Origin of the sequence: Bradyrhizobium sp. DOA9 (assembly GCF_000617845.2) — a bacterium.
Lineage (GTDB): Bacteria > Pseudomonadota > Alphaproteobacteria > Rhizobiales > Xanthobacteraceae > Bradyrhizobium.
The window spans coordinates 1405255-1425796 of the sequence record NZ_DF820425.1 but is presented as its reverse complement, the minus strand read 5'-3'; the positions used below and the strand labels follow the sequence as shown (position 1 = coordinate 1425796).

The window sequence follows — 20542 nt, the reverse complement described above, 5'->3', positions numbered from 1 at the left end:
GGGTGGCAAAGGGCCTCACGCCAGGGCCGTGAACGCTTGTCACGCGGTCAACGCCTCTGTCGGCAGGCAGGCCTCGCAAACGGCGGCGACATGCCGGTGATCGGTGCCGCAACAGCCGCCGAGAATCCGCATGCCCGGGAATGCGCGCCGGAGCGAAAGGTAACGGCGGCCGAGATCCGCGGGATCACCACTGTCGAGCGTCTCCGACTCATCGAGCTCGGCGTGGCTTTTGGTTGAAGCATTGGCTCTGACGCCGTGAATGCGCTGAACCCATGCCTCGCCGCCCGCGAGCGCGGTCTCGAAATGGGTCGGGTGCGCGCAGTTGATCAGGAAATATTCGCAGGCCCGCTCTGTCGCCTCGTCGACCGTTTCAATCGCTTCGCGCAGGGACTCGCCCCTGACCAGGCGGCCATCCGTCTCGACCGTGAAGGAGATCGCGACCGGAATCTGCTGCCGCTTGGCCGCGCGGACCACGCCTACGGCCTCGTTGATGCTGTTCAGCGTGAACGCGGTCACCATGTCGGCGCCTGCCTCGGCAAAGGCCGCGATCTGAGCCGAGTGATAGGCCTCCGCCTCCGCCGCATCCATGTTGCCGGCCTTGTAGCCGTCGCCGCGCGGCCCGATCGCGCCGCTGATCACGCATGGCGCGCCGGAGGTCTCCCATTCGTCGCGCAATTCCTTCAGAAGGCGGATGGAGCGCATGTTGATGAACCTGAGCCCGGCCGCATCGTAGCCGAGCCTGGCAGCCCAATCGGGGTTGGCGCGCCAGGTCGGGCTGTCGAGCACGAAGCCGAGCCCATGCTGCCGCGCGATGCGGAGATAGGCCTCGTAGTAGCGTTTCAGGTGCGCGCGCCCATCCGCGCTGTCGAGCAGCACGAATGCCGCGAAATGAGGCAGCTCCAGCCCTTCGTGAAAGATCAGGGTGGTTTCCATGCCGCCGTCGGTCAGGAAAACGCCGCCGCGGTGCTGCGGCAGGCGGTGTCTGTATCTGGACATTGATCGCTCCATCATTTGCACGGGGCGCGCTCGTCGTTCGGTCGCGTCGTGCCCGCACTCGGTCTCGGGCCATTGGTGCCGCATAATGTCGCGCTGCTCTAGAAGCCTGATGGTGCGGCTGAACTTCCGAGCGCAAACAGATGACAAATCAGGAGCTTGCGCGCGGCCCTCAGTTGGGGGCGTTTGCTGCGCGCAGCGGAATCCGCACCTTAGGTGTGGTTTTGGAGGAGCCGATGGGAAAGGGCGAAACGACGCGCGAACGCATCCTCGAAATCGCGGAATCGGCGGTGCTCGCAAAGGGCTTCGCCGCGACCTCGATCGACGAGGTCATCGCCGAGGCCGGACTGACCAAGAGCGGCTTCTTCTATCACTTCAGGGACAAGAACGCGCTCGCGCGGGAGATGCTGCGCCGCTACGTGGAAACGAACGATCGGCTGTTCGACGACATCTTCAGGCGGGGACATGAGCTCTCGGACGACCCGCTCCAGTCCTTCCTGATCTCTTTGAAGCTGCTCGCCGAGATCATGGCCGATCTGCCCAACGGCCATCCCGGCTGCCTGATCGCCAGCATCTGCTATCAGGAGCGCTTGTTCGACCGCCAGGTTCGCGACCTGACCGCGCAATCGGTCAGGAGCTGGAATGCGCATTTTCGCGCGATCCTCGACGGCATCGCCGCAGTCTATCCGCCGCGGGAGGCCATCGACCTCGACGATCTCGCCGAGATGATCTCATGCGTGGTCGACGGCGCGATCATCATGTCGAAGACGCTCAACGACCCGAAGCGGCTGGAGCGACAAATCCTGCTGTTCCGCAGCTGTGTGAAGCTGATATTCGCCGCAGAGCCGGCAAAGTTCTCGAACAGCCCGTAGCACGATCGCGACGATGATCAACCCTTGTCGCTCTCGAGCCTGAAGATCTGCGAGCCCTCCGTGCCCGACAACAGGCCGGTCTTCGAATAAAGACCGAGCTTGGTGCGGGTGTCGGCGATGTCGAGGTTGCGCATGGTGAGCTGGCCGATGCGGTCGGCCGGCGTGAACGCGGCGTCCTCGACCTTCTCCATGCTGAGCCGCTCCGGCGCATAAGTGAGGTTGGGGCTCTCGGTGTTGAGGATCGAATAATCGTTGCCGCGGCGCAGCTCGAGCGTCACCTCGCCGGTGACGGCGCGGGCGACCCAGCGCTGTGCGGTTTCGCGCAGCATCAGCGCCTGCGAATCGAACCAGCGGCCCTGATAGAGCAGGCGTCCCAGGCGCATGCCGCTGATGCGGTACTGCTCGATCGTGTCCTCGTTGTGGATGCCGGTGACGAGGCGCTCATAGACGATGTGCAGCAGCGCCATGCCGGGCGCCTCATAGATGCCGCGGCTCTTGGCCTCGATGATGCGGTTCTCGATCTGGTCGCTCATGCCGAGGCCGTGACGGCCGCCGATGGCGTTGGCTTCGAGGAACAGCGCGACCGGATCGGAGAAGGTCTGGCCGTTGAGCGCGGTCGGCTGACCTTCCTCGAAACGCACCACGACTTTTTCGGCCTTGACGGCGCAATCGTCGCGCCAGAACGGCACGCCCATGATCGGGTTGACGATCTTGATGCCGCTGTCGAGGCTTTCGAGATCCTTGGCCTCGTGCGTGGCGCCGAGCAGATTGCTGTCGGTCGAATAAGCCTTCTCGGCGCTCATCTTGTAGGCGAAGCCCTGCGCGGTCATGAATGCCGACATCTCGGCGCGGCCGCCGAGCTCGTCGATGAACTGCTGGTCGAGCCAGGGCTTGTAGATCTTCAGGCCGGGATTGGTGAGCAGGCCGTAGCGGTAGAAGCGCTCGATGTCGTTGCCCTTGAAGGTCGAGCCGTCGCCCCAGATGTTGACGCCGTCCTCCTTCATGGCCGCGACCAGCATCGTGCCGGTGACGGCGCGCCCCAGAGGCGTGGTGTTGAAATAGGTGATGCCGCCGGTCGAGATATGGAAGGCGCCGGACTGGATCGCGGCGATGCCCTCGTGGACCAGCTGCGTGCGGCAATCGACCAGGCGCGCGTTCTCGGCGCCGAACTCCATCGCCTTGCGTGGGATCTCGTTGTAGTCGGCCTCGTCGGGCTGGCCGAGATTGGCGGTGTAGGCGTAGCAGCGCGCGCCCTTCTGCTTCATCCAGAGCAGCGCCGCAGAGGTGTCGAGACCGCCCGAAAAAGCGATGCCGACTTTCTCACCCTTGGGCAGGCTCTTCAGGATCGTGGTCATGGCGCTTCCAATCGGGTCTCAGGCTGATGTGACGGGTGGATTTGACCGCGCGAATATCAAATTTCGCGGGGTTCGGCACCCCCTTAATGGCTCAAACCGAGGGCTCGGGGCCGGCCTTGCGGCCGAAGAGGCGCTGGCGGAGCCGGTAGGCGGGCATGTTCAGCCGGGTCAGGGCGGCATCCACCGCCTCGTCCGAGAACCGCGTCCGCGGCCAGCGATAGATCAGAGCGTAGGCGAACCAGATCACGACGAAGGTGACGAGGCCGGCGATCGACACGTCGGTGAAGAAGTGCCCGCCGAAGGCCATGCGCAGGCCGCTGGTGACGGCGCCGAACACCACGGCGGCAGCATAGGCGAGCGGCCGCCACGGCGGCGGCGCCAGCGCGGCCGGCGCCAGCGTCCAGAATGCCGTCGCCCCTTCGCCGGAGAAGAACGAGCAATTGCGTCCGCAAGCGCCGCGCGGATCCCACCACGGCACGAATTGTTGATCGCCGGCAAATTCGGTCACCACCACCGGACGCGGACGGCCCCAGTAGTTCTTGAACGTCAGGTTGGTCAAAATGCCGGCCGACATGGTCAGCGTCACCAGCAGGAAGATGACCGTGCGCCCCGGCACCAGCAGCGGCCGGTCGGGCCGGATCATCTTGACCACGAGCGCGACGATCGAGGGCAGCGCGAAGGCCCAGGCGATCCACATCGCCGCATCGCGCGCAAAGCCGGCCCATTCGTTCAGCTTGAGCGGAAACGTCCTGGTCACGGGGTCAAAGAACAGCGAAGCGAGCTTGAGGTCGAGCTCGGGATAGACGCCGAAGACGACGCCGATCACGAGCCACAACGCCAAGGCGATGAAGAGTCCGGTCCGGTTCATGGCGCGCGGTTTAGCGGAGTGGGACGGGGATGGAAACCCCGGAGAAAGCGCCCATCCTCCCCTGGAGGGTAAGCAAGTCACCTTGCATCCGGCCTTGAATTCGACGGCAATGGCGGCGGCGGTTTGCGCGGGGGCGGCGGGATGCGCCATGCGCCGGCGTTGCGGCCGGCGATCAGCCAGTAGACCACGCCGGCGACGATGCCGGCGCCGGTCATGATTTCCAGGTGGCGCCGCACGATGCCTTCGAACTGCAGCGTATCGGCGTGGAAGGGAACGAGGCCGAGATAGCAGGCGAGCCCGACGAGGCCGCCGCCGACGGCATAGGCGATCGCACTTCGGATGTAGAGCGCTTCGGTGATCGCGACGATCACGGCCGCCGGCACCAGCGCGAAGCCCGAGACGAAGATGAAGCCGAAGCCGAGCAGGATGTCGATCGCGCCCTGGTCGACGGGACCTGCGCCGAGATCGGCGAACTCCGGAAACAGCAGCGCGCCGACGACGATCATGCCGCCGACGAAACAGGCGGCCAGGAAGCCGATGAAGATGACGATGAGGCGGCCGATCAGGGACATGACTGAAATGCCAATTCCACCGTCATTGCGAGCCAACGGATCCGCGCGAAGCGCGGCCCGATGACAGGCTCCGCGAAGCAATCCAGACTGCCGGCGCGGAAAGATCCTGGATTGCTTCGCTGCGCTCGCAATGACGAGGAAGCGGGAGCGTGGGCATCCCGACCTAATCCGTCATCGCCATGGCGCGCAGCGCCTGGCGCTCGCGCGCCGAGAGCTTTTCGGTCTCGGACTTGAGCTGGCCGCAGGCGGCGAGGATGTCGCGGCCGCGCGGGGTGCGCACCGGCGAGGAATAGCCGGCGTTGAAGATGTATTCGGAGAATTTTTCGATCTGGTCCCAATCCGAGCACTCATAAGCCGTGCCGGGCCAGGGATTGAACGGAATCAGGTTGATCTTGGCCGGAATGCCCTTGAGCAGCTTCACCAGCAGTTTTGCATCGTCGAGCGAATCGTTGACGCCCTTGAGCATCACATATTCGAAGGTGATCCGGCGCGCGTTGGAGGCGCCGGGATAGTCGCGGCAGGCCTGCAGCAGCTCCTTGATCGGATATTTGCGGTTGAGCGGCACCAGCTCGTTGCGCAACTCGTCGCGCACCGCATGCAGCGAGATCGCGAGCATGACGCCGATCTCCTCGCCGGCGCGCACGATGTTCGGCACCACGCCCGAGGTCGACAGCGTGATGCGGCGGCGGGAGATGCCGATGCCTTCGTTGTCGCCGACGATCAGGAGCGCATCGCGTACCGCGTCGAAATTGTAGAGCGGCTCGCCCATGCCCATCATCACGATGTTGGTGACGCGGCGCGTGCCGTCCTCGCGGTCGGCCCAATCGTTCAGGCGATCGCGCGCGACCATAATCTGGCCGACGATCTCGCCGGCGGTGAGGTTACGCACCAGCCGTTGCGTGCCGGTGTGGCAGAACGAGCAATTCAGCGTGCAGCCGACCTGCGAGGAGACGCAGAGCGTGCCGCGGTCGGTCTCGGGGATGTAGACGCACTCGACTTCATGCGCCTTCTGAACATTGTCGCCGCTCGGCAGACGCAGCAGCCATTTGCGGGTGCCGTCGTTGGAAATCTGCTCGGCCACGACCTCGGGCCGGTCCACGGTGAAATGCTGAGCGAGATCGGCGCGGATGCCCTTCGAGATCGAGGTCATCTCGTCAAAACTCTGGGCGCCGCGGAAATAGATCCAGTGCCACAGCTGCTGCACGCGCATCTTGCGCTGGGCCGGCGCGACGCCGATGTCGCCGAGGCGATCGGCAAGCTCGGTGCGCGACAGGCCGACCAGCGACGGCTTCGCCGGCGGCACATAGGTTTCGAGCGGGGTCTTCTCCACCAGGATGGCGTTGTGCGGCTCGGTCGTCGGTTGCATTGGTTGCCTGATATCTCTCGTCATGCCCGGGCTTGTCCGGGCATCCACATTCTTTCTCGCCCGTTGCCAGCGCGTGGATGGCCGGGACAAGCCCGGCCATGACGGCTGCACCTTTGGGATACCCCTATATAGCAACCGGACCCGCCGATTGCGACCTCATCGCCCGGAAGCTTAACGCCTGCAGTCTTACCGCCGACAATCCTGCGCGATCTTGTCGAGCGCCTGGGCGAGGCCCTTCAGCGAGAACGTGTCGGTGGTCTCGGTGCCTTTGGCCGAGATGCCCTTGACGACGAGATCGGCGGATTTGCGCATGGCTTCGACCATCCGCTCCTCCTCGGCCGCGTTCTTGATCCAGAGCCCGTCGCCCTGCGTGTACATGGCGAAGGAGGCGCCGCCGACCTCGACGGTCGATTCCGAGCCCGGCTTCAGCGCATAGCCGATCATGACCGAGACTTCGTTGTTGACCTTCTCGGCCGGCCGGGTCGAGACGAAGGCGTAAGCGGGATCGCGCGGCCGGTTCGGCGGGTTGGTCTTCGACGACGACGGCTTTGCGAGCGCGAAGCAGACCTTCTTGCCGTTCGGCGTCGCCGAATAGGCGCCCCAGGTGCCGAACTGGCCGATCAGGGTCGGCTCCGCGCCGCCCGCAACCCCCGCGGGCGGTGCCGCCGGCTTGCTCTCGGGCTTCGGAGTCACCTTTCCGTTCGTGTTGGTGTTGGCCGGCGGCGCGGCCGGCCTGGGTGCCGCCTCTTTTGGAGCAGAACCGGGCTTGGGCGCCGGTTGCGCGGTCTGCGCCCGTGCGGAAACGGCGATTCCGCCGGCCGCCACGCCAGTCATCAAAGCTAAAATCAGCACCCGCCACATGGCTGGAGTGGTTCCCTCAATATTGTGACTGGAAGATGGCCCGAGCGCGCGTTGTCCCCGGCCAGGGATAGCCGGGAAAGTCCAATTTGGGAAGGCAGTTAGCAGGCTGGCAACAGCTAGCTTTTGCCTCGCGCGGCGCGCTGCTCGGCCCATTGCGCCTCGCTCCAGCCGAGAAGGTCCTCAGCGCCGGAACTACGCAAATGGGCGCCCCCGTCGATCACCACCATCTCGCCATTGATGTAGGCGGCGCGGTCCGAGATTAGGAAACTGGCGAGGTCGGCGAGCTCGCCGTGCTCGCCCACGCGGCCGAGCGGATTGCGCGCGGCCCAGTTGTCGTCACGGCCTTCGGGACGGAGCTGCCCTGAGGCACCCGCGGTCGGGAACGGACCCGGGGCGATCGCGACGGTGCGAATGCCCTTCGGCCCCCATTCCACTGCGAGGCTCCTGGTCATCGCCAGCACCGCCGACTTCGCCATCGCCGACGGCACGGTGAAGGCGCGGCCGGTGATGGTCGAGGTCGAGAGGATCGAGAGCACCACGCCGCCATGCTTGCCCTCGATCCAGCGTTTGCCGGCGCCGAGCGTGCAATACATCGCACCATGCAGCGTCGGCGCCAGGATTGCGTCCGCGGCGCGGAAGGAGAGATGCTCGCTCTGTGCGATGAAGGTGGCAGCAGCATTGTTGACGAGGATGTCGAGCGGCGCCTCGCGCCAGATCGCATCCATCATGCTGTCGACCGCCGCACCGTCGCGGATATCGCAGGCGATCGCGGTGACCTTGCCCCTCGTTTCTTCGCGCATCTCGCGCGCCGTTGCCTCGAGCCGGTCGAGCTTGCGGCCGCAGATCACGAGTTCGGCGCCAAGCGCGAGGAAGCGACGGCCCATCGCGGCGCCGAGGCCCGAACCGCCGCCGGTGACGAGGATGCGCTTGTTCGCGAGCAGGCCTGTTTCAAACATCGTTTGAATCCTTTCTCCGCGGACGGAGGATAGGTCTGTGCAGCGCTTTGGGCAAAGAATCCGGATTGTCGCCACTGCCTAAATCCGGCAGAAACGGCCAAACTATAAATCCACCCGAAACGTCCTCAAGGTGCCGCCATGAAAGCCATCCTCTGCTCGCAATATTGCCAGCCCGACGACCTCGTTCTGGCTGACGTGCCGGATCCGGTGGCCGGTCCCGGCGAAGCCGTGATCGCGATCAAGGCCGCGGCGCTGAACTTCTTCGACATCCTGATGATACAGGGCAAGTACCAGATCAAGCCGCCATTCCCGTTCTCGCCGGCGGCGGAAGTTGCCGGCGTGATCGAGAGCATCGGCTCCGGCGTTACTGACCTCAAGGTCGGCGATCGCGTCGTCGCCTCCTGCGGCCACAATGGCGCGCGCGAGAAGATCGCGTTGCCGGCGGCCTCGATCGTGAAAATCCCCGACAATCTCGACTACGACCGCGCCGCCGGCATCATCATCATCTACGGCACCGCGCTGCACGCGCTGGAGGATCGCGCCAGCCCCAAGCCGGGCGAGACGCTCGCCGTCCTCGGTGCGGCCGGGGGCACTGGCCTTGCGGCCTGCGAGCTCGGCAAGCTGATGGGGCTGAAGGTGATCGCCTGCGCCTCGTCGGACGAGAAGCTCGAATTCGCCAAGGCGCACGGCGCCGAGCTGACGCTGAACTACGCCAAGGAAGATTTGAAGGAAGGCCTGCGCAAGCTCACCGGCGGCAAGGGCGTCGACATCATCTTCGATCCGGTTGGCGGCGCCTATGCCGAGCAGGCGCTGCGCTCGATCGCCTGGGAGGGCCGCTTCCTCGTGATCGGCTTTGCGGCGGGCGACATTCCGAAGATGCCGCTGAACCTCGCGCTGCTGAAGGGCTGCGATATTCGCGGCGTGTTCTGGGGCGCCTGGACCCGGCAGAATCCGGAGAAGAACCGCGCCAACCTCGAGAAGCTCGTGAAGTGGACCGCGGAAGGAAAGATCTCATCGCATGTCGACCGCACCTTCCCGCTGGCTCAGACGGCGGACGCACTGAAGGTGCTGGCGGGACGCCAGGCCATGGGCAAAGTCATCCTGCATCCGTGAGCTGATGCAGGTGGTTGAAGTCGCGTAAGGCTACGCGACTTCTGCTTTGCCGTCCGCCTCGCTAACCCCACGCCTCAGCGCGGCGCGGGCGGCCTCGCGGTGCTCGTTCGTGATGTGGCCGGCAACCATGCGGATCGCGGTGGCGAGCACGGCGGCGTCATCGGCGAAGCCGAGCATCGGCATCACGTCCGCGACGAAGTCGAACGGCAGAATGAAATAGGCGATCGCGCCTAACAGCGAAGCCTGGACGTGGCGGGGCGTCTGCCGGTCGAATGCGCAGTAATAGGCGGCAAGCAGATCCTCCGCGAACGGCAGCTGCGCAGCGACCCGCTTCAGCTTGCGCCAGAAGCGGCGGCGCACGCTCTCGCGATCTTCCGCGAGCCGATCGGCGGGCTCGAAGCCGACGCTGTGCTCGGCAGCCATGCTCACATGCTCCCCGTTCTGCGGGAGGCGGCGGACCGCCGCATCCCGGCTGATCACAAGATGGGGATGCGTCCGGTCGCTGCAAGACGTCAGCTTGGTGTCAGCCGGCGATCGCGTCCATCGCCTTCGCCAGCGCAATGTCGCGCGCGGTGACGCCACCGGCATCGTGGGTCGACAGCACCACCTCCACCGTCTTGTAGACATTGCGCCATTCGGGGTGGTGATCCATCTTCTCGGCGACCAGCGCGGCGCGGCTCATGAAGCCGAACGCCTCGTTGAAATCCTTGAAGACAAAGGTTTTCCCGATCGCGTCGCGGCCCTGAACCTCGGTCCAGCCCGCAAGTCCGCCCAGCGCCTGCCTCCGCGCCTCCGCCGTGAGCCGCTCTGCCATGGCCCTCTCCATCCTTCAGGGGAACTTTACCCTAACACCGTGCTGACGCCCGGGTTCACACGGGGATTTCCTCCATCCGCTAACCATGACGGAGATGTAACCCCGCCGGACAAGAAATTTGCTACAGTTGTGGGCGTAGATCGCCGGCCAAGATGAAACTGAGCCTGAAGCGCCTGTTTGGGAGATCGATGACCGGGGGATTGGACCTGGCCGAAGCGCCCCCTCCGCCTTCGCCGCGATCGGCGGCGCGGAAGACGGCGCTCGTGTCTCTGGCACTCGTCCTCGCCATCATCGGCGCACTCGCCGGCGGCTACTATTCCGCGATGCGACCGGTGACGCTGAGGATCGCGGTCGGTCCTGCCAACAGCGACGACGTCAAGGTCGTGCAGACGCTGACGCAAGGCTTCGCACAACACAAGAGCCAGGTGCGGCTGCGCCCGATCCAGACCGACGGTGCCACCGCCAGCGCCAATGCGCTCGCGGAGGGTAAGGTCGACCTCGCGATCGTGCGCGGCGACCTCGACGTGCCGAAGAACGCACAGGCGGTCGCGACCCTGCGCAAGAACGTCGTGGTGCTGTGGTCCGTGCCCGCCAAGGGCAAGAAGAAGGGCGCGAAGATCACCAAGATCGCGCAGCTTGCCGGCCATCGCATCGGCGTCGTCGGCCGCACCCAGGCCAACGTCAATCTGCTCAAGGTGATCCTCCAGCAATACGGCGTCGACCCGGCCAAGGTCGAGATCGTGCAATTTCCCGCCAATGAAGTTGCCGAGGCGATCAAGGCGCAGAAGGCCGACGTCTACCTCGCTGCCGGCCCGGTCAACAGCAAGATCACGGCCGACGCGATCGCGGCATCGATCAAGGAAGGCGGCACGCCGACCTTCCTCGCCATCGATTCGGCGGACGCGATCGCGCAAAACCATCCCGTCTACGAAGCCTCGGAGATCCCTGCCGGCACCTACGGGGGTTCGCCCGCTCGACCCGAGGACGAGGTCAAGACCATCAGCTTCGCGCACCACATCGTGGCGCGCAAAGGCGTCTCCGAAACCACCATCGCGGCGTTCACGCGCCAGCTGTTCGCCGTGCGGCAGCAATTGGTGACCGAATTCCCGCTGGCGGCGAAGATCGAGACGCCCGACACCGACAAGGACGCCGTGATCCCGGTGCATCCGGGTGCAGCCGCGTTCGTCGACGGCGAGGAGAAAACCTTTCTCGACAAGTATAGCGATTACATCTGGTGGGGCCTGATGGCGCTGTCCGCCATGGGCTCGATCGGCGCATGGTTTGCCGGCTATCTGAAGAAGGACGAGCGCGACAGCAGCAATCATCAGCGCGAACGTCTGCTCGACATGATCGCCGCCGCGCGCAAATGCGAGACCACCGAAGAGCTCGACCAGATGCAGACCGAAGCCGACGACATCCTGCGCGATACGCTGCGCTGCTACGATCACGGTGCGATCGAGGAAGGCGCGCTCACCGCCTTCAACATCGCACTCGACCAATTCCACGCCGCCGTCGCCGACCGCAAGACGGTGCTGATGAGCCTGCCGCACAACCTGCAGCGGGCCGGCGCGCAATTCCGGGCCGCCGGCAACGCCTGAGCGCGCTTGCGCGCGTTATTGCTGCGTCACATTGTCTCAATATAGCTTCCGTCATTCCGAGGCGCCTGACCACGCGCCCCGGAATGACGCGCTTCCTAAAGCTCGGCTTCGGAGCCATTCATGAACATCAAGTTCTCCCGCCGCCGCTTCCTCACCACCGGCGCCGGTGCGCTCGGCACGGTGGCGATGCCGTATCTTTCGCGCGCGGCCGACCGGCCGGCGGTCACCCACGGCGTGCAATCAGGCGACGTCACCGTCGATGGCGGCGTGGTGTGGGCGCGCGCCGACCGTCCATCGCAGATGCTGGTCGAGGTGGCGACCACCGAGTCCTTCAGGGACGCCCGTGCATTGCCGCCGATCGCCGCGCTGCCCGAGAGCGACTTCACCGCGAAGCTGCTCGTCGAAAATCTTCCGGCCGGCCAGGACATCTTCTATCGCGTCCGCTTCCGCGATCTTTCCCACAGCGCGATCGAGGGCGAGGCGGTGACCGGCCGCTTCCGTACCGCGCCAGCCGACCGCCGCGACGTCAGCTTCGTCTGGGGCGGCGACGTCGCGGGGCAGGGCTGGGGCATCAATCCTGACGACGGCGGCATGCTCACCTTCTCGACCATGCGCAAGCACCGGCCGGATTTCTTCCTGCACTCGGGCGACACGATCTATGCCGACGGCCCGATCCAACCCGAGGTGAAGCTCGCCGACGGCAAGATCTGGAAGAACCTCACCATCCCGGAGAAGGCCAAGGTCGCCGAGACGCTGGACGAGTTTCGCGCCGCGCACAAATACAATCTCACCGACGATAATCTGCGCGCCTTCAATGCCGAGGTGCCGATCTTCGTGCAGTGGGACGACCACGAGGTCACCAACAACTGGTCGCTCTCGAAAGACTTGCCGGCCGCCTACAAGGTGCGCGACATCTCGCTGCTCACGGCCCGCGCAGGCCGCGCCTTCCACGAAATGTACCCGATGCGGGAGAGCATCACCGAGCCCGGCCGGGTCTATCGCCAGATCTCCTACGGCCCGCATCTCGACGTGTTCGTGCTCGACGAACGCAGCTATCGCGGGCCGAACGGCGCCAATCTCGAAACCGCCTATGGCCCCGCCAGCTATTTCCTCGGCCCGGAGCAGATCGCCTGGCTCAAGCGCGGCCTGCTCAATTCGCGCGCGACATGGAAGGTGATCGCGTCCGACATGCCGATCAGCCTGATCGTCTCCGACACGCCGAAGGGCGGCTCGGAAGCCGTTGCGCAGGGCGACGGCCCCACGCGTGGCCGCGAGCTCGAGATCGCCGACATCCTGCGCTTCATCAAGATGGCGCCGATCAGCAACACGGTTTGGCTGACCGCGGACGTGCACTACGCCGCCGCGCATTATTACGATCCGAACAAGGCGCAATTCCAGGAGTTCGAGCCGTTCTGGGAATTCGTCTCGGGCCCGCTGCACGCGGGCACGTTCGGTCCGAACGCGCTCGACAACACCTTTGGTCCCGAGGTGCGCTTCGTCAAGGCGCCGGGCAAGGACAGCCAGAACCTGCCGCCGTCGGCGGGCATGCAGTTCTTCGGTCACGTCAAGATCGACGGCGCCTCCGGCCAGATGACGGTGACCCTGCGCGACCGCGCCGACGTCGCGCTGTGGTCGACCACGCTCGATCCGAAGCAGAGCTGATCGCTAATTAGCGGCGCGCGCCCGCAGCGCCGCCTCCAGCGCCTCGCTCGAGCACGGCTTCTGCAGCCGCGGCCGGCTCGCCAATTCAGAGGGAATGCGCGCCTCGGCGCCGTAGCCGGTGACGAACACGAACGGAACCTGCAGCGCGATCAGCCGCTCGGCGATCGCAAAGCTCGTCTCGCGGATCAACTCGACATCGAGCAGCGCGAAATCGGGTGTCCGCTTCGCGATGGCGTCCAACGCCTGCGTCACCGAGCTCACCGTCCGCACGGCGGACACACCAAATCCGAGCAGGCGATCCTCGAAATCGATCGCGATAATCGGATCATCCTCGACGATCAGAACATCGGCCGGCCAGCCTGTGCCATTGGAGGGTGCGGGTGCCATGATCGCATCTTGGTTTGGGGGTTTTGGGATCAGGACTGCCGCGACACGATGCCTGCGCGCAGCGCATCGGAGGGTTCCCGGAACGAAACTCACCACATCGTCGTTCTCTGGTCTGTCCACTTGTGCACACAGCAAACGGATGGAACTCGTTAAGGTGGGACGAAGGTGGGAGTTCAGGATGGATGCGCGTATCGGCAAGGTCACCGAGGTCGAGAGCCGGCCGGCCAACAATCTGCTGCGGCGCTTGAGTCAGGTCGATTATGGCCTCCTGGCACCGCACGTGACCATCGAGGACTCGACAGCAGGCCACTTGCTCTACAATCCCGGCGATGACGTGCAGGTCGTCCACTTCCCCTGCGGCCCGTCGCTCGCGACCTTCCTCGTCCCCAACGAGGACGGCCGCGACGTCGAAACCATTCTGGTCGGCCGCGAAGGCGCGGTCGGCGGCATCGTCAGCGAGGGGTTTCTGCCGGCTTATACCCGGATCTGCGTGAAATTCGGCGGGCCGTTTGCACGCATTCACGTCGCCAAGCTGGAAGCGGCCAAGCTGCGCTCGGCATCATTGCGCAACGTCTTTGCCCGCTATGCCGATTGCATGCTGGCCCAGATCTTCCAGTCGACCGCCTGCAACGCGATTCATTCGATCGAGCAGCGGACGGCCAAATGGATTTTGGCGGCGATGGAGCGGACCGGCGACGAGACCAGCGTGCCGCTGACCCACGAACAGCTCGCGACGCTGCTCGGGGTGGGGCGCTCCTATGCCAGCCGCGTGCTTCAGTCGTTCAAGGCCGAACGCGTGCTCGACACGCGGCGCGGCTCGATCCTGGTCCGCAACCGCGAGGGCCTAAGGCTGCGCGCATGCCTGTGCAACGATGCCGTGAAGATGCATTTCGAGGAGGTGCTGCGCGGGGTCTATCCGACCGAGGAGCGGGAGGCGGGATAGCTTCCTCCTTCTCCCCTGGCGGCGCCATAATCGCGGCGCGCCGTTCTAGCGGCGGTCGTGCTATACTGGCTTCGCATGAGCGGGGCTTTGCTTCACACTCTCTTCGACATCCTGGCCTGGCTGGCGGCGGCCGCCGCCGTCTATTGGCTGTCACGGCGGGGCTTGCAATTTCCTTCGCAGTCCTTCGCGCTGCCCTATATCGCCGCGCTGGTGTTTGGCGCGGGCCTTGGCGCCTATCTGTTCGGCTCCGCCAATCTGTGGCTGTCGGGGCAAAGCGGCATTGCGCGCTCGGTCGAGGGCGCGCTGGCCGGCGGCATCGTGGCGATCGAGCTCTACAAATGGTCCGCTGGCGTCACGGTGCGAACCGGCGCGCGCTTCGCGCTGCCGCTGGCGCTCGGCATCGCGATCGGCCGGATCGGCTGTTATTTCGCGGGCCTCGACGATTTCACCTATGGCACGCCCACCGCGCTCCCCTTCGGCCATGATTTCGGCGACGGCGTTCGTCGCCATCCCGTGCAGCTCTACGAGAGCGCGGCCATGGCCCTGTTCGCGCTCGTCTATGTGCTGGCGGTCTTGAACCGGAACGCGTTCACGATCACCAATGGTTTTTACCTGGTGCTCGCCTATTACGGGGCGCAGCGCTTCCTATGGGAATTCCTCAAGCCCTATGGCACGCTGGTCGGGCCCCTGACGCTGTTTCACCTGCTGTCGCTGTCCGTCCTGCTCTACGCCGCCTTCATGCTGGCGACGGCACCCAAAGCGAGACGCTTACAAGAAGAGTCACTTGCATGAACGCGCCGTTGCGTAAGTCGCGTCCCTACATCTTCTGGGGCCAGACCCAATCTCTTTGTGAGACCTGCCTGAAGCTGGTGCCGACCAAGATCCAGATTCTCGGCAACGAGGTCTGGTACGAAAAGCGCTGCAGGGACCACGGGGTGCAATCGACGCTGGTGTCGACGGATGCTGCCTATTGGCGGCTGTGCAAGGATTTCATCAAGCCGGGCGACCGGCCCCTGCACTTCCAGGAGCGAACCCAATTCGGCTGCCCCTATGATTGCGGCCTCTGTCCCGACCACGAGCAGCATTCCTGCCTGGCGCTGATCGAGATCACCGAGCATTGCAACCTCACCTGCCCGGTTTGCTTCGCCGAATCTTCACCTGCACGAACGAAATTCACGCCGATCGCGACGGTGGAGAAGATGCTCGACGCCCTGGTCGCGAGCGAAGGCGAGCCCGATCTCGTGCAGATTTCGGGCGGCGAGCCGACGCTGCATCCGGACTTCTTCGAGATCCTGGATGCCGTGCGCGCCCGGCCGATCCGCCACGTCATGATCAACACCAACGGCCTGCGCATCGCCCGCGAAAAGGATTTTGTGGCGCGGCTCGCCGAGAACAGGCGCGGGCTGGAGGTCTATCTCCAATTCGATTCGCTGCAGCGCGACGCGCTGATCAATCTGCGTGGCGCGGACTTGCGAAAAATCCGCCAGCAGGCACTGGAAAATCTCGAGCATTACGGCATCTCGACCACGCTGGTCGCGACCATCAAGCGCGGCGTCAACGATTCCGAGATCGGCGACATCGTGCGCCACGCGCTGACCTGGACATGCGTGCGCGGGGTGACGTTGCAGCCGGTGCAGGACGCCGGCCGCAATGATGATTTCGACGCGAAGACCGACCGCATCATGCTGTCGGAGATCCGCAAGCGCGTCACCGAGACCGGCGTGTTCGGCGACAAGGACATGATCCCGCTGCCCTGCAACCCCGAAAGCATCTCGATCGGCTATGGCCTGCGCAATGGCGAGAAAGTGCTGCCGCTGACCTCGCTGATCCCGCAGGAGCAGCTGGTTGCGGTGATGCCCAACACCATCAGCCCGGAAAAATATCCGATGCTGCGGGAAAAGTTTGTCGACCTGTTCTCGCTGTCGTCGGGGCCCCTCAACACGTCCGAGCGCGTCTGCGAATTGCTGTGCTGCCTGCCGAGCTTTCAGGTGCCGGACGGGCTCACCTACGAGAACGTCTTCCGCGTCACCATCGTGCAATTTCTCGACCGCTTCAATTTCTGCGTGGGCAACGTCAAGCGCAGCTGCATCCATTTCGTGACGGAGCAGGGCGCGATCATCCCGTTCGACACCTACAATCTGTTCTACCGCAACGGCAAGATCGACGGCATTCGGGCCGAACTGGCCGGGGAAACTTATCGAGAAACCAGGCCGCGCGAGGAGATGCCTCGTTGAGCGAGATGCCTTCACCTCCACCGCCGCGAAGTGGATGCGTCACGGCGCTCATGGTGATGTTCGGGGTGATCCTGCTGCTGCCCGGCATCTGCGCCTTGATCTTCGTCGTCGACTCGCCGTCCGACCTCGATAGCCGTTTCATCCCCATCCTCGCCCTCACAGCGCTGGTGACATTTGCCGGCGTGATGCTGATCAGGGCCGCGAGAAAGAGACCATGAGCGATTCCAGCGTCCCGCCACCGGCAGTGCCTCCGCAGAACCAGCAACAGCGCAGTGGCTGCCTGACCGCCCTGATGGCGATTGCCGGGATCTTCATGCTGCTGCCGGGCCTCTGCGCGCTCCTGTTCGGCGGAATGTTTGCGCTTGAGGGTGGCAAGATCGCCTCGGACATCGTGCCGCTGATCTTTCTGGGACTGGTCGTGGGGATCGGCGGGGTCGCCCTGATCTGGGCGGCCATCAAGGGCCGAAAGGCTCCCGACCAACCCGGGACCGGGCCTTAAGCCCCGGAGATTCCCGGACAAAATTCAGTCAACCAACGGCCAAAGAACACATTGTTTTTTCGCCGTTTTTGCATATATTGCGCCGCAACGCGCAGGGCGCCCGGTCTGATGGCCGGGCTTCCTTTTTGGGCGCAAAGCGCCCCGTTTCCAGTCTTCCAGCGTTGTTTCGAGAAGAGGTCCCGGTCCGACCGGCGAGATCGCGCTTAACCCATTGTTCGACCGCAAAGAAGCTCACTCATGAATCTTCGTAACGTCGCCATCATCGCCCACGTCGACCACGGCAAGACGACCCTGGTCGACAAACTCCTGCAGCAGTCCGGCACGTTCCGCGAGAACCAGAAGGTGACCGATCGCGCCATGGACTCCAACGATCTGGAGCGCGAGCGCGGCATCACCATCCTGGCCAAGGCGGCCTCGGTGCAGTGGAAGGACACCCGGATCAACATCGTCGACACCCCCGGCCACGCCGATTTCGGCGGCGAAGTCGAGCGCATCCTGAACATGGTGGACGGCGCCCTGGTGCTGGTCGACGCCGCCGAAGGCCCGCTGCCGCAGACCAAGTTCGTGGTCTCCAAGGCGCTCAAGGTCGGCCTCAAGCCGATCGTCGTCATCAACAAGGTCGACCGCCCCGACGCGCGTCCGACCGAAGTCATCAACGAGGTGTTCGACCTGTTCGCAGCGCTCGATGCCAGCGAGGAGCAGCTCGACTTCCCGATCCTGTACGGGTCGGCCAAGCAGGGCTGGATGGCGGATAGCCCCGAAGGTCCGCAGGACAAGGGCATGGAGCCGCTGTTCGACCTGATCCTGCGCCACGTCGCCCCGCCGAAGGTCGAGGAAGGTCCGTTCCGCATGATCGGCACCATCCTCGAGGCCAACCCCTATCTCGGCCGCATCATCACCGGCCGCATCTCCTCCGGCACGCTGAAGCCGAACCAGCAGGTCAAGGTGCTGAACGCCGACGGCAAGCTGGTCGAGTCCGGGCGCATCACCAAGATCCTGGCGTTCCGCGGCCTCGAGCGCACGCCGCTCGAGGAAGCCGATGCCGGCGACATCGTCGCCATCGCAGGCCTGACCAAGGGCACCGTCGCCGACACCTTCTGCGACCCGAGCGTCGAGGTGCCGCTGCCGGCGCAGCCGATCGATCCGCCGACCGTGTCGATGTCGTTCATCGTCAACAACTCCCCGCTCGCCGGCACCGAAGGCGACAAGGTGACGAGCCGCATGATCCGCGACCGTCTGCTCCGCGAGGCCGAAGGCAATGTCGCGCTGCGCGTGGTCGAATCCGCGGACAAGGACGCGATGGAAGTGTCGGGCCGTGGCGAACTCCAGCTCGCCATTTTGATCGAGACCATGCGCCGCGAGGGCTTCGAGCTCTCGGTGTCGCGTCCGCGCGTCGTCTACCAGAAGGACGAAGCGACCGGCGCCACCATGGAGCCGATCGAGGAGGTCGTGATCGACGTCGACGAGGAGCATTCCGGCGTCGTCGTGCAGAAGATGAGCGAGCGCAAGTCCGAGCTGATCGAGATGAAGCCCTCCGGCGGCAACCGCCAGCGCCTGGTGTTTTACGCGCCGACCCGCGGCCTGATCGGCTACCAGGGCGAACTGCTCACCGACACCCGCGGCACCGCGATCATGAACCGCCTGTTCCACGGCTACGCGCCGTACAAGGGCGAGATCCAGGGTCGCCGCAACGGCGTCTTGATCTCCAACGACCAGGGCGAAGCGGTGGCCTACGCCATGTTCAAGCTGGAGGACCGCGGCCCGATGATGATCGAGCCGGGCTGGAAGGTCTATCGCGGCATGATCGTCGGCGAGCACACCCGCGACAACGATCTCGAGATCAACGTGCTCAAGGGTAAGCAGCTCACCAACATCCGCACGACCTCGAAGGACGAAGCCGTGCGCCTGACTCCGCCGATCCGCATGACCCTGGAGAAGGCGCTCGCTTATATCGAGGACGACGAGCTGGTCGAGGTCACCCCGAAGTCGATCCGCCTGCGCAAGAAGCACCTCGACCCGAACGAGCGCAAGCGCGCGGAAAAGGCCAAGGAAGCGGTGGCGTAACAGGGCGAATGGGGAATGGCGAGTAGCGAATAGGGCCGTTTGGCCACAGGCCGCAGTTCCGATACTCTATTCGCCATTCGCCACTCACTATTCGCTTTTTCATGCCCCTCCCCTCCTCCATCGACGTTGCGATCATCGGCGCTGGTGCCGCCGGCCTCGGCGCCGCCCATGCGCTGCAGGGCTCCGGCCGCTCCGTGATCGTGCTGGAGGCGCGTGACCGGCTCGGCGGCCGGGCTTGGACGGTGCAGGCCTCGCCCGAGGTGACCTTCGACGTCGGCTGCGGCTGGCTGCATTCGGCCGACAAGAACTCCTTCGTGCCGATCGCGCGACAGCTCGGCTTCGAGCTGAACAAGGACCTGCCGCCCTGGCGCGAGCGCGCCTATGGCAACGCCTTTCCGGAAAACGAGCGCGACGATTTCATGCGCGCGATGGACGCCTTTTACCAGCGCGTGTCGGAGGCCGCCCAAACGGGCAAGGACGAGCCCGCGAGCTCGCATTTGGAGCCCCGCAATCGCTGGAATCCGATGATCGACGCGATCTCGACCTATATCAACGGCTGCGAGCTGAAGGATATGTCGACGCTGGACTGGGACGCCTATGAGGACACCAACTTCAACTGGCGCGTCCGCCGCGGCTATGGCGCGCTGATTGCGACCTATGGTGCGCCCTTCCCGGTGGCGCTGAACTGCAACGTCGCGCTGATCGATCATTCGGACAAACGCGTCCGCATCGAGACCTCGCGGGGCACGCTGACCGCGGACAAGGTGATCGTCACCGTGCCGACCAATCTCATCGCGGAGGAAGCCATTCGCTTCTCGCCGCCGCTCCCCGCAAAGGTGAACGCAGCGGCGGGCCTGCCGCTCGGCGTCGACGACAAGGTGACGCTGGCGCTCGATGACGCCGAGACCTTTCCGAAGGAGGGCAACTTACGCGGCGCCACCATGCGCACCGACATGGGCACCTACCACATCCGCCCGTTTGGCCAGCCCTGTATCGAGGGCTTCTTCGGCGGTAGCTTTGCCCGCGAGCTTGAGAATGCCGGCGAAGGCGCCATCGCTGCGCAAGCCATCAACGAGATCGCGGGTTTTCTCGGCAACGATATCAGGCGCAAGCTGAAGCCGCTGTATGAATCGCGCTGGGCGCACGATCCGTTCGCGCGGGGGTCGTATTCGCACGCGCTGCCCGGCCACGCCGGGGATCGCGCAGTGCTGGCCGCGCCGGTGGACGGACGGTTGTTTTTTGCAGGGGAAGCGACGTCGCCGACCTTCTTCACGACCGCGCACGGCGCGCGGGATAGTGGGGAGCGGGCGGCGACGGAAGTGCTGGCTGCTCTGGGTAGACCGTAGCCCCAAACTCGTCATTGCGAGCGCAGCGAAGCAATCCAG

Annotated in this window: 21 protein-coding genes; 11 read left to right on the top strand and 10 right to left on the bottom strand. The window is 64.9% G+C overall.

Features of this window, described 5'->3' with window-relative positions; translation table 11 throughout:
- Positions 1-39 precede the first annotated feature (39 nt).
- A complete protein-coding gene (locus tag BDOA9_RS06630; RefSeq protein WP_025033158.1) occupies positions 40-996 on the bottom strand; it encodes a homocysteine S-methyltransferase family protein in 957 nt (318 codons plus the stop codon).
- A 233-nt stretch (positions 997-1229) separates the two neighbouring features.
- Between BDOA9_RS06630 and BDOA9_RS06625 the strand changes: the two genes are divergently transcribed.
- Positions 1230-1865 carry a TetR/AcrR family transcriptional regulator gene (locus BDOA9_RS06625; RefSeq protein WP_025033157.1) on the top strand — a complete coding sequence of 212 codons (636 nt, stop codon included), beginning with the start codon at positions 1230-1232 and terminating at the stop codon, positions 1863-1865.
- 17 nt (positions 1866-1882) lie between these two features.
- Here BDOA9_RS06625 and argG read toward each other — a convergent pair whose 3' ends face one another.
- The 6 genes from argG to BDOA9_RS06595 form a co-directional block, all read right to left on the bottom strand.
- Positions 1883-3220: an argininosuccinate synthase gene (gene argG, locus BDOA9_RS06620; protein ID WP_025033156.1), complete on the bottom strand. Its 1338-nt coding sequence runs from the start codon at positions 3218-3220 to the stop codon at positions 1883-1885.
- 91 nt (positions 3221-3311) lie between these two features.
- Positions 3312-4088: a phosphatase PAP2 family protein gene (locus tag BDOA9_RS06615; RefSeq protein ID WP_025033155.1), complete on the bottom strand. Its 777-nt coding sequence runs from the start codon at positions 4086-4088 to the stop codon at positions 3312-3314.
- A gap of 77 nt (positions 4089-4165) precedes the next feature.
- A complete protein-coding gene (locus tag BDOA9_RS06610; protein ID WP_025033154.1) occupies positions 4166-4660 on the bottom strand; it encodes a hypothetical protein in 495 nt (164 codons plus the stop codon).
- 163 nt (positions 4661-4823) lie between these two features.
- Positions 4824-6026 (bottom strand): 23S rRNA (adenine(2503)-C(2))-methyltransferase RlmN, encoded by a 1203-nt coding sequence (gene rlmN / locus BDOA9_RS06605; protein WP_025033153.1) that lies wholly within the window; start codon positions 6024-6026, stop codon positions 4824-4826.
- A 186-nt stretch (positions 6027-6212) separates the two neighbouring features.
- The gene (locus tag BDOA9_RS06600) at positions 6213-6887 is read right to left on the bottom strand and encodes an invasion associated locus B family protein (RefSeq protein WP_025033152.1); all 675 of its coding nucleotides are present in this window, start codon (positions 6885-6887) and stop codon (positions 6213-6215) included.
- Positions 6888-7003: 116 nt separating this feature from the next.
- Entirely contained in the window at positions 7004-7843 is an 840-nt protein-coding gene (locus BDOA9_RS06595) for an SDR family oxidoreductase (RefSeq protein WP_025033151.1), read from the bottom strand.
- A gap of 138 nt (positions 7844-7981) precedes the next feature.
- On the opposite strand from BDOA9_RS06595, the gene BDOA9_RS06590 reads away from it, so the two are divergent.
- Entirely contained in the window at positions 7982-8956 is a 975-nt protein-coding gene (locus BDOA9_RS06590) for an NADPH:quinone oxidoreductase family protein (RefSeq protein ID WP_025033150.1), read from the top strand.
- 30 nt (positions 8957-8986) lie between these two features.
- Here the strand turns inward: BDOA9_RS06590 and BDOA9_RS06585 are convergent, their stop codons facing one another.
- The gene (locus BDOA9_RS06585; protein WP_025033149.1) at positions 8987-9379 is read right to left on the bottom strand and encodes a YkvA family protein; all 393 of its coding nucleotides are present in this window, start codon (positions 9377-9379) and stop codon (positions 8987-8989) included.
- A 100-nt stretch (positions 9380-9479) separates the two neighbouring features.
- A complete protein-coding gene (locus BDOA9_RS06580; RefSeq protein WP_025033148.1) occupies positions 9480-9770 on the bottom strand; it encodes a 4a-hydroxytetrahydrobiopterin dehydratase in 291 nt (96 codons plus the stop codon).
- Positions 9771-9922: 152 nt separating this feature from the next.
- On the opposite strand from BDOA9_RS06580, the gene BDOA9_RS06575 reads away from it, so the two are divergent.
- Positions 9923-11368 carry a TAXI family TRAP transporter solute-binding subunit gene (locus BDOA9_RS06575; protein ID WP_025033147.1) on the top strand — a complete coding sequence of 482 codons (1446 nt, stop codon included), beginning with the start codon at positions 9923-9925 and terminating at the stop codon, positions 11366-11368.
- Positions 11369-11488: 120 nt separating this feature from the next.
- Entirely contained in the window at positions 11489-13030 is a 1542-nt protein-coding gene (locus tag BDOA9_RS06570) for an alkaline phosphatase D family protein (RefSeq protein ID WP_025033146.1), read from the top strand.
- A 3-nt stretch (positions 13031-13033) separates the two neighbouring features.
- On the opposite strand, the gene BDOA9_RS06565 is transcribed toward BDOA9_RS06570, so the two are convergent.
- A complete protein-coding gene (locus BDOA9_RS06565; protein WP_025033145.1) occupies positions 13034-13417 on the bottom strand; it encodes a response regulator in 384 nt (127 codons plus the stop codon).
- A 178-nt stretch (positions 13418-13595) separates the two neighbouring features.
- Here BDOA9_RS06565 and BDOA9_RS06560 point away from each other — a divergent pair, with 178 nt between their 5' ends.
- The 7 genes from BDOA9_RS06560 to BDOA9_RS06535 all read left to right on the top strand — a co-directional run bounded on the left by BDOA9_RS06560 (position 13596) and on the right by BDOA9_RS06535 (position 20503).
- Positions 13596-14360, top strand: a complete 765-nt coding sequence (locus tag BDOA9_RS06560) for a Crp/Fnr family transcriptional regulator (RefSeq protein WP_025033144.1) — start codon at positions 13596-13598, stop codon at positions 14358-14360.
- Positions 14361-14435: 75 nt separating this feature from the next.
- Complete coding sequence (locus BDOA9_RS06555; protein WP_025033143.1) at positions 14436-15152, top strand: prolipoprotein diacylglyceryl transferase; 717 nt, start codon at positions 14436-14438, stop codon at positions 15150-15152.
- Positions 15149-16594, top strand: coding sequence for a radical SAM protein (locus BDOA9_RS06550; protein WP_025033142.1), 1446 nt, complete (start codon positions 15149-15151; stop codon positions 16592-16594). The genes BDOA9_RS06555 and BDOA9_RS06550 overlap by 4 nt, the downstream gene beginning before the upstream one ends.
- A gap of 65 nt (positions 16595-16659) precedes the next feature.
- Entirely contained in the window at positions 16660-16812 is a 153-nt protein-coding gene (locus BDOA9_RS36500; RefSeq protein WP_244521454.1) for a hypothetical protein, read from the top strand.
- Positions 16809-17093 carry a hypothetical protein gene (locus tag BDOA9_RS06545; protein WP_025033141.1) on the top strand — a complete coding sequence of 95 codons (285 nt, stop codon included), beginning with the start codon at positions 16809-16811 and terminating at the stop codon, positions 17091-17093. Before BDOA9_RS36500 ends, BDOA9_RS06545 begins: the two co-directional genes overlap by 4 nt.
- Before the next feature lie 237 nt (positions 17094-17330).
- Positions 17331-19157, top strand: coding sequence for a translational GTPase TypA (typA, locus tag BDOA9_RS06540; RefSeq protein WP_025033140.1), 1827 nt, complete (start codon positions 17331-17333; stop codon positions 19155-19157).
- Between the two features lie 101 nt (positions 19158-19258).
- Positions 19259-20503, top strand: a complete 1245-nt coding sequence (locus BDOA9_RS06535; RefSeq protein ID WP_025033139.1) for a flavin monoamine oxidase family protein — start codon at positions 19259-19261, stop codon at positions 20501-20503.
- The last annotated feature ends 39 nt before the right edge of the window (positions 20504-20542 follow it).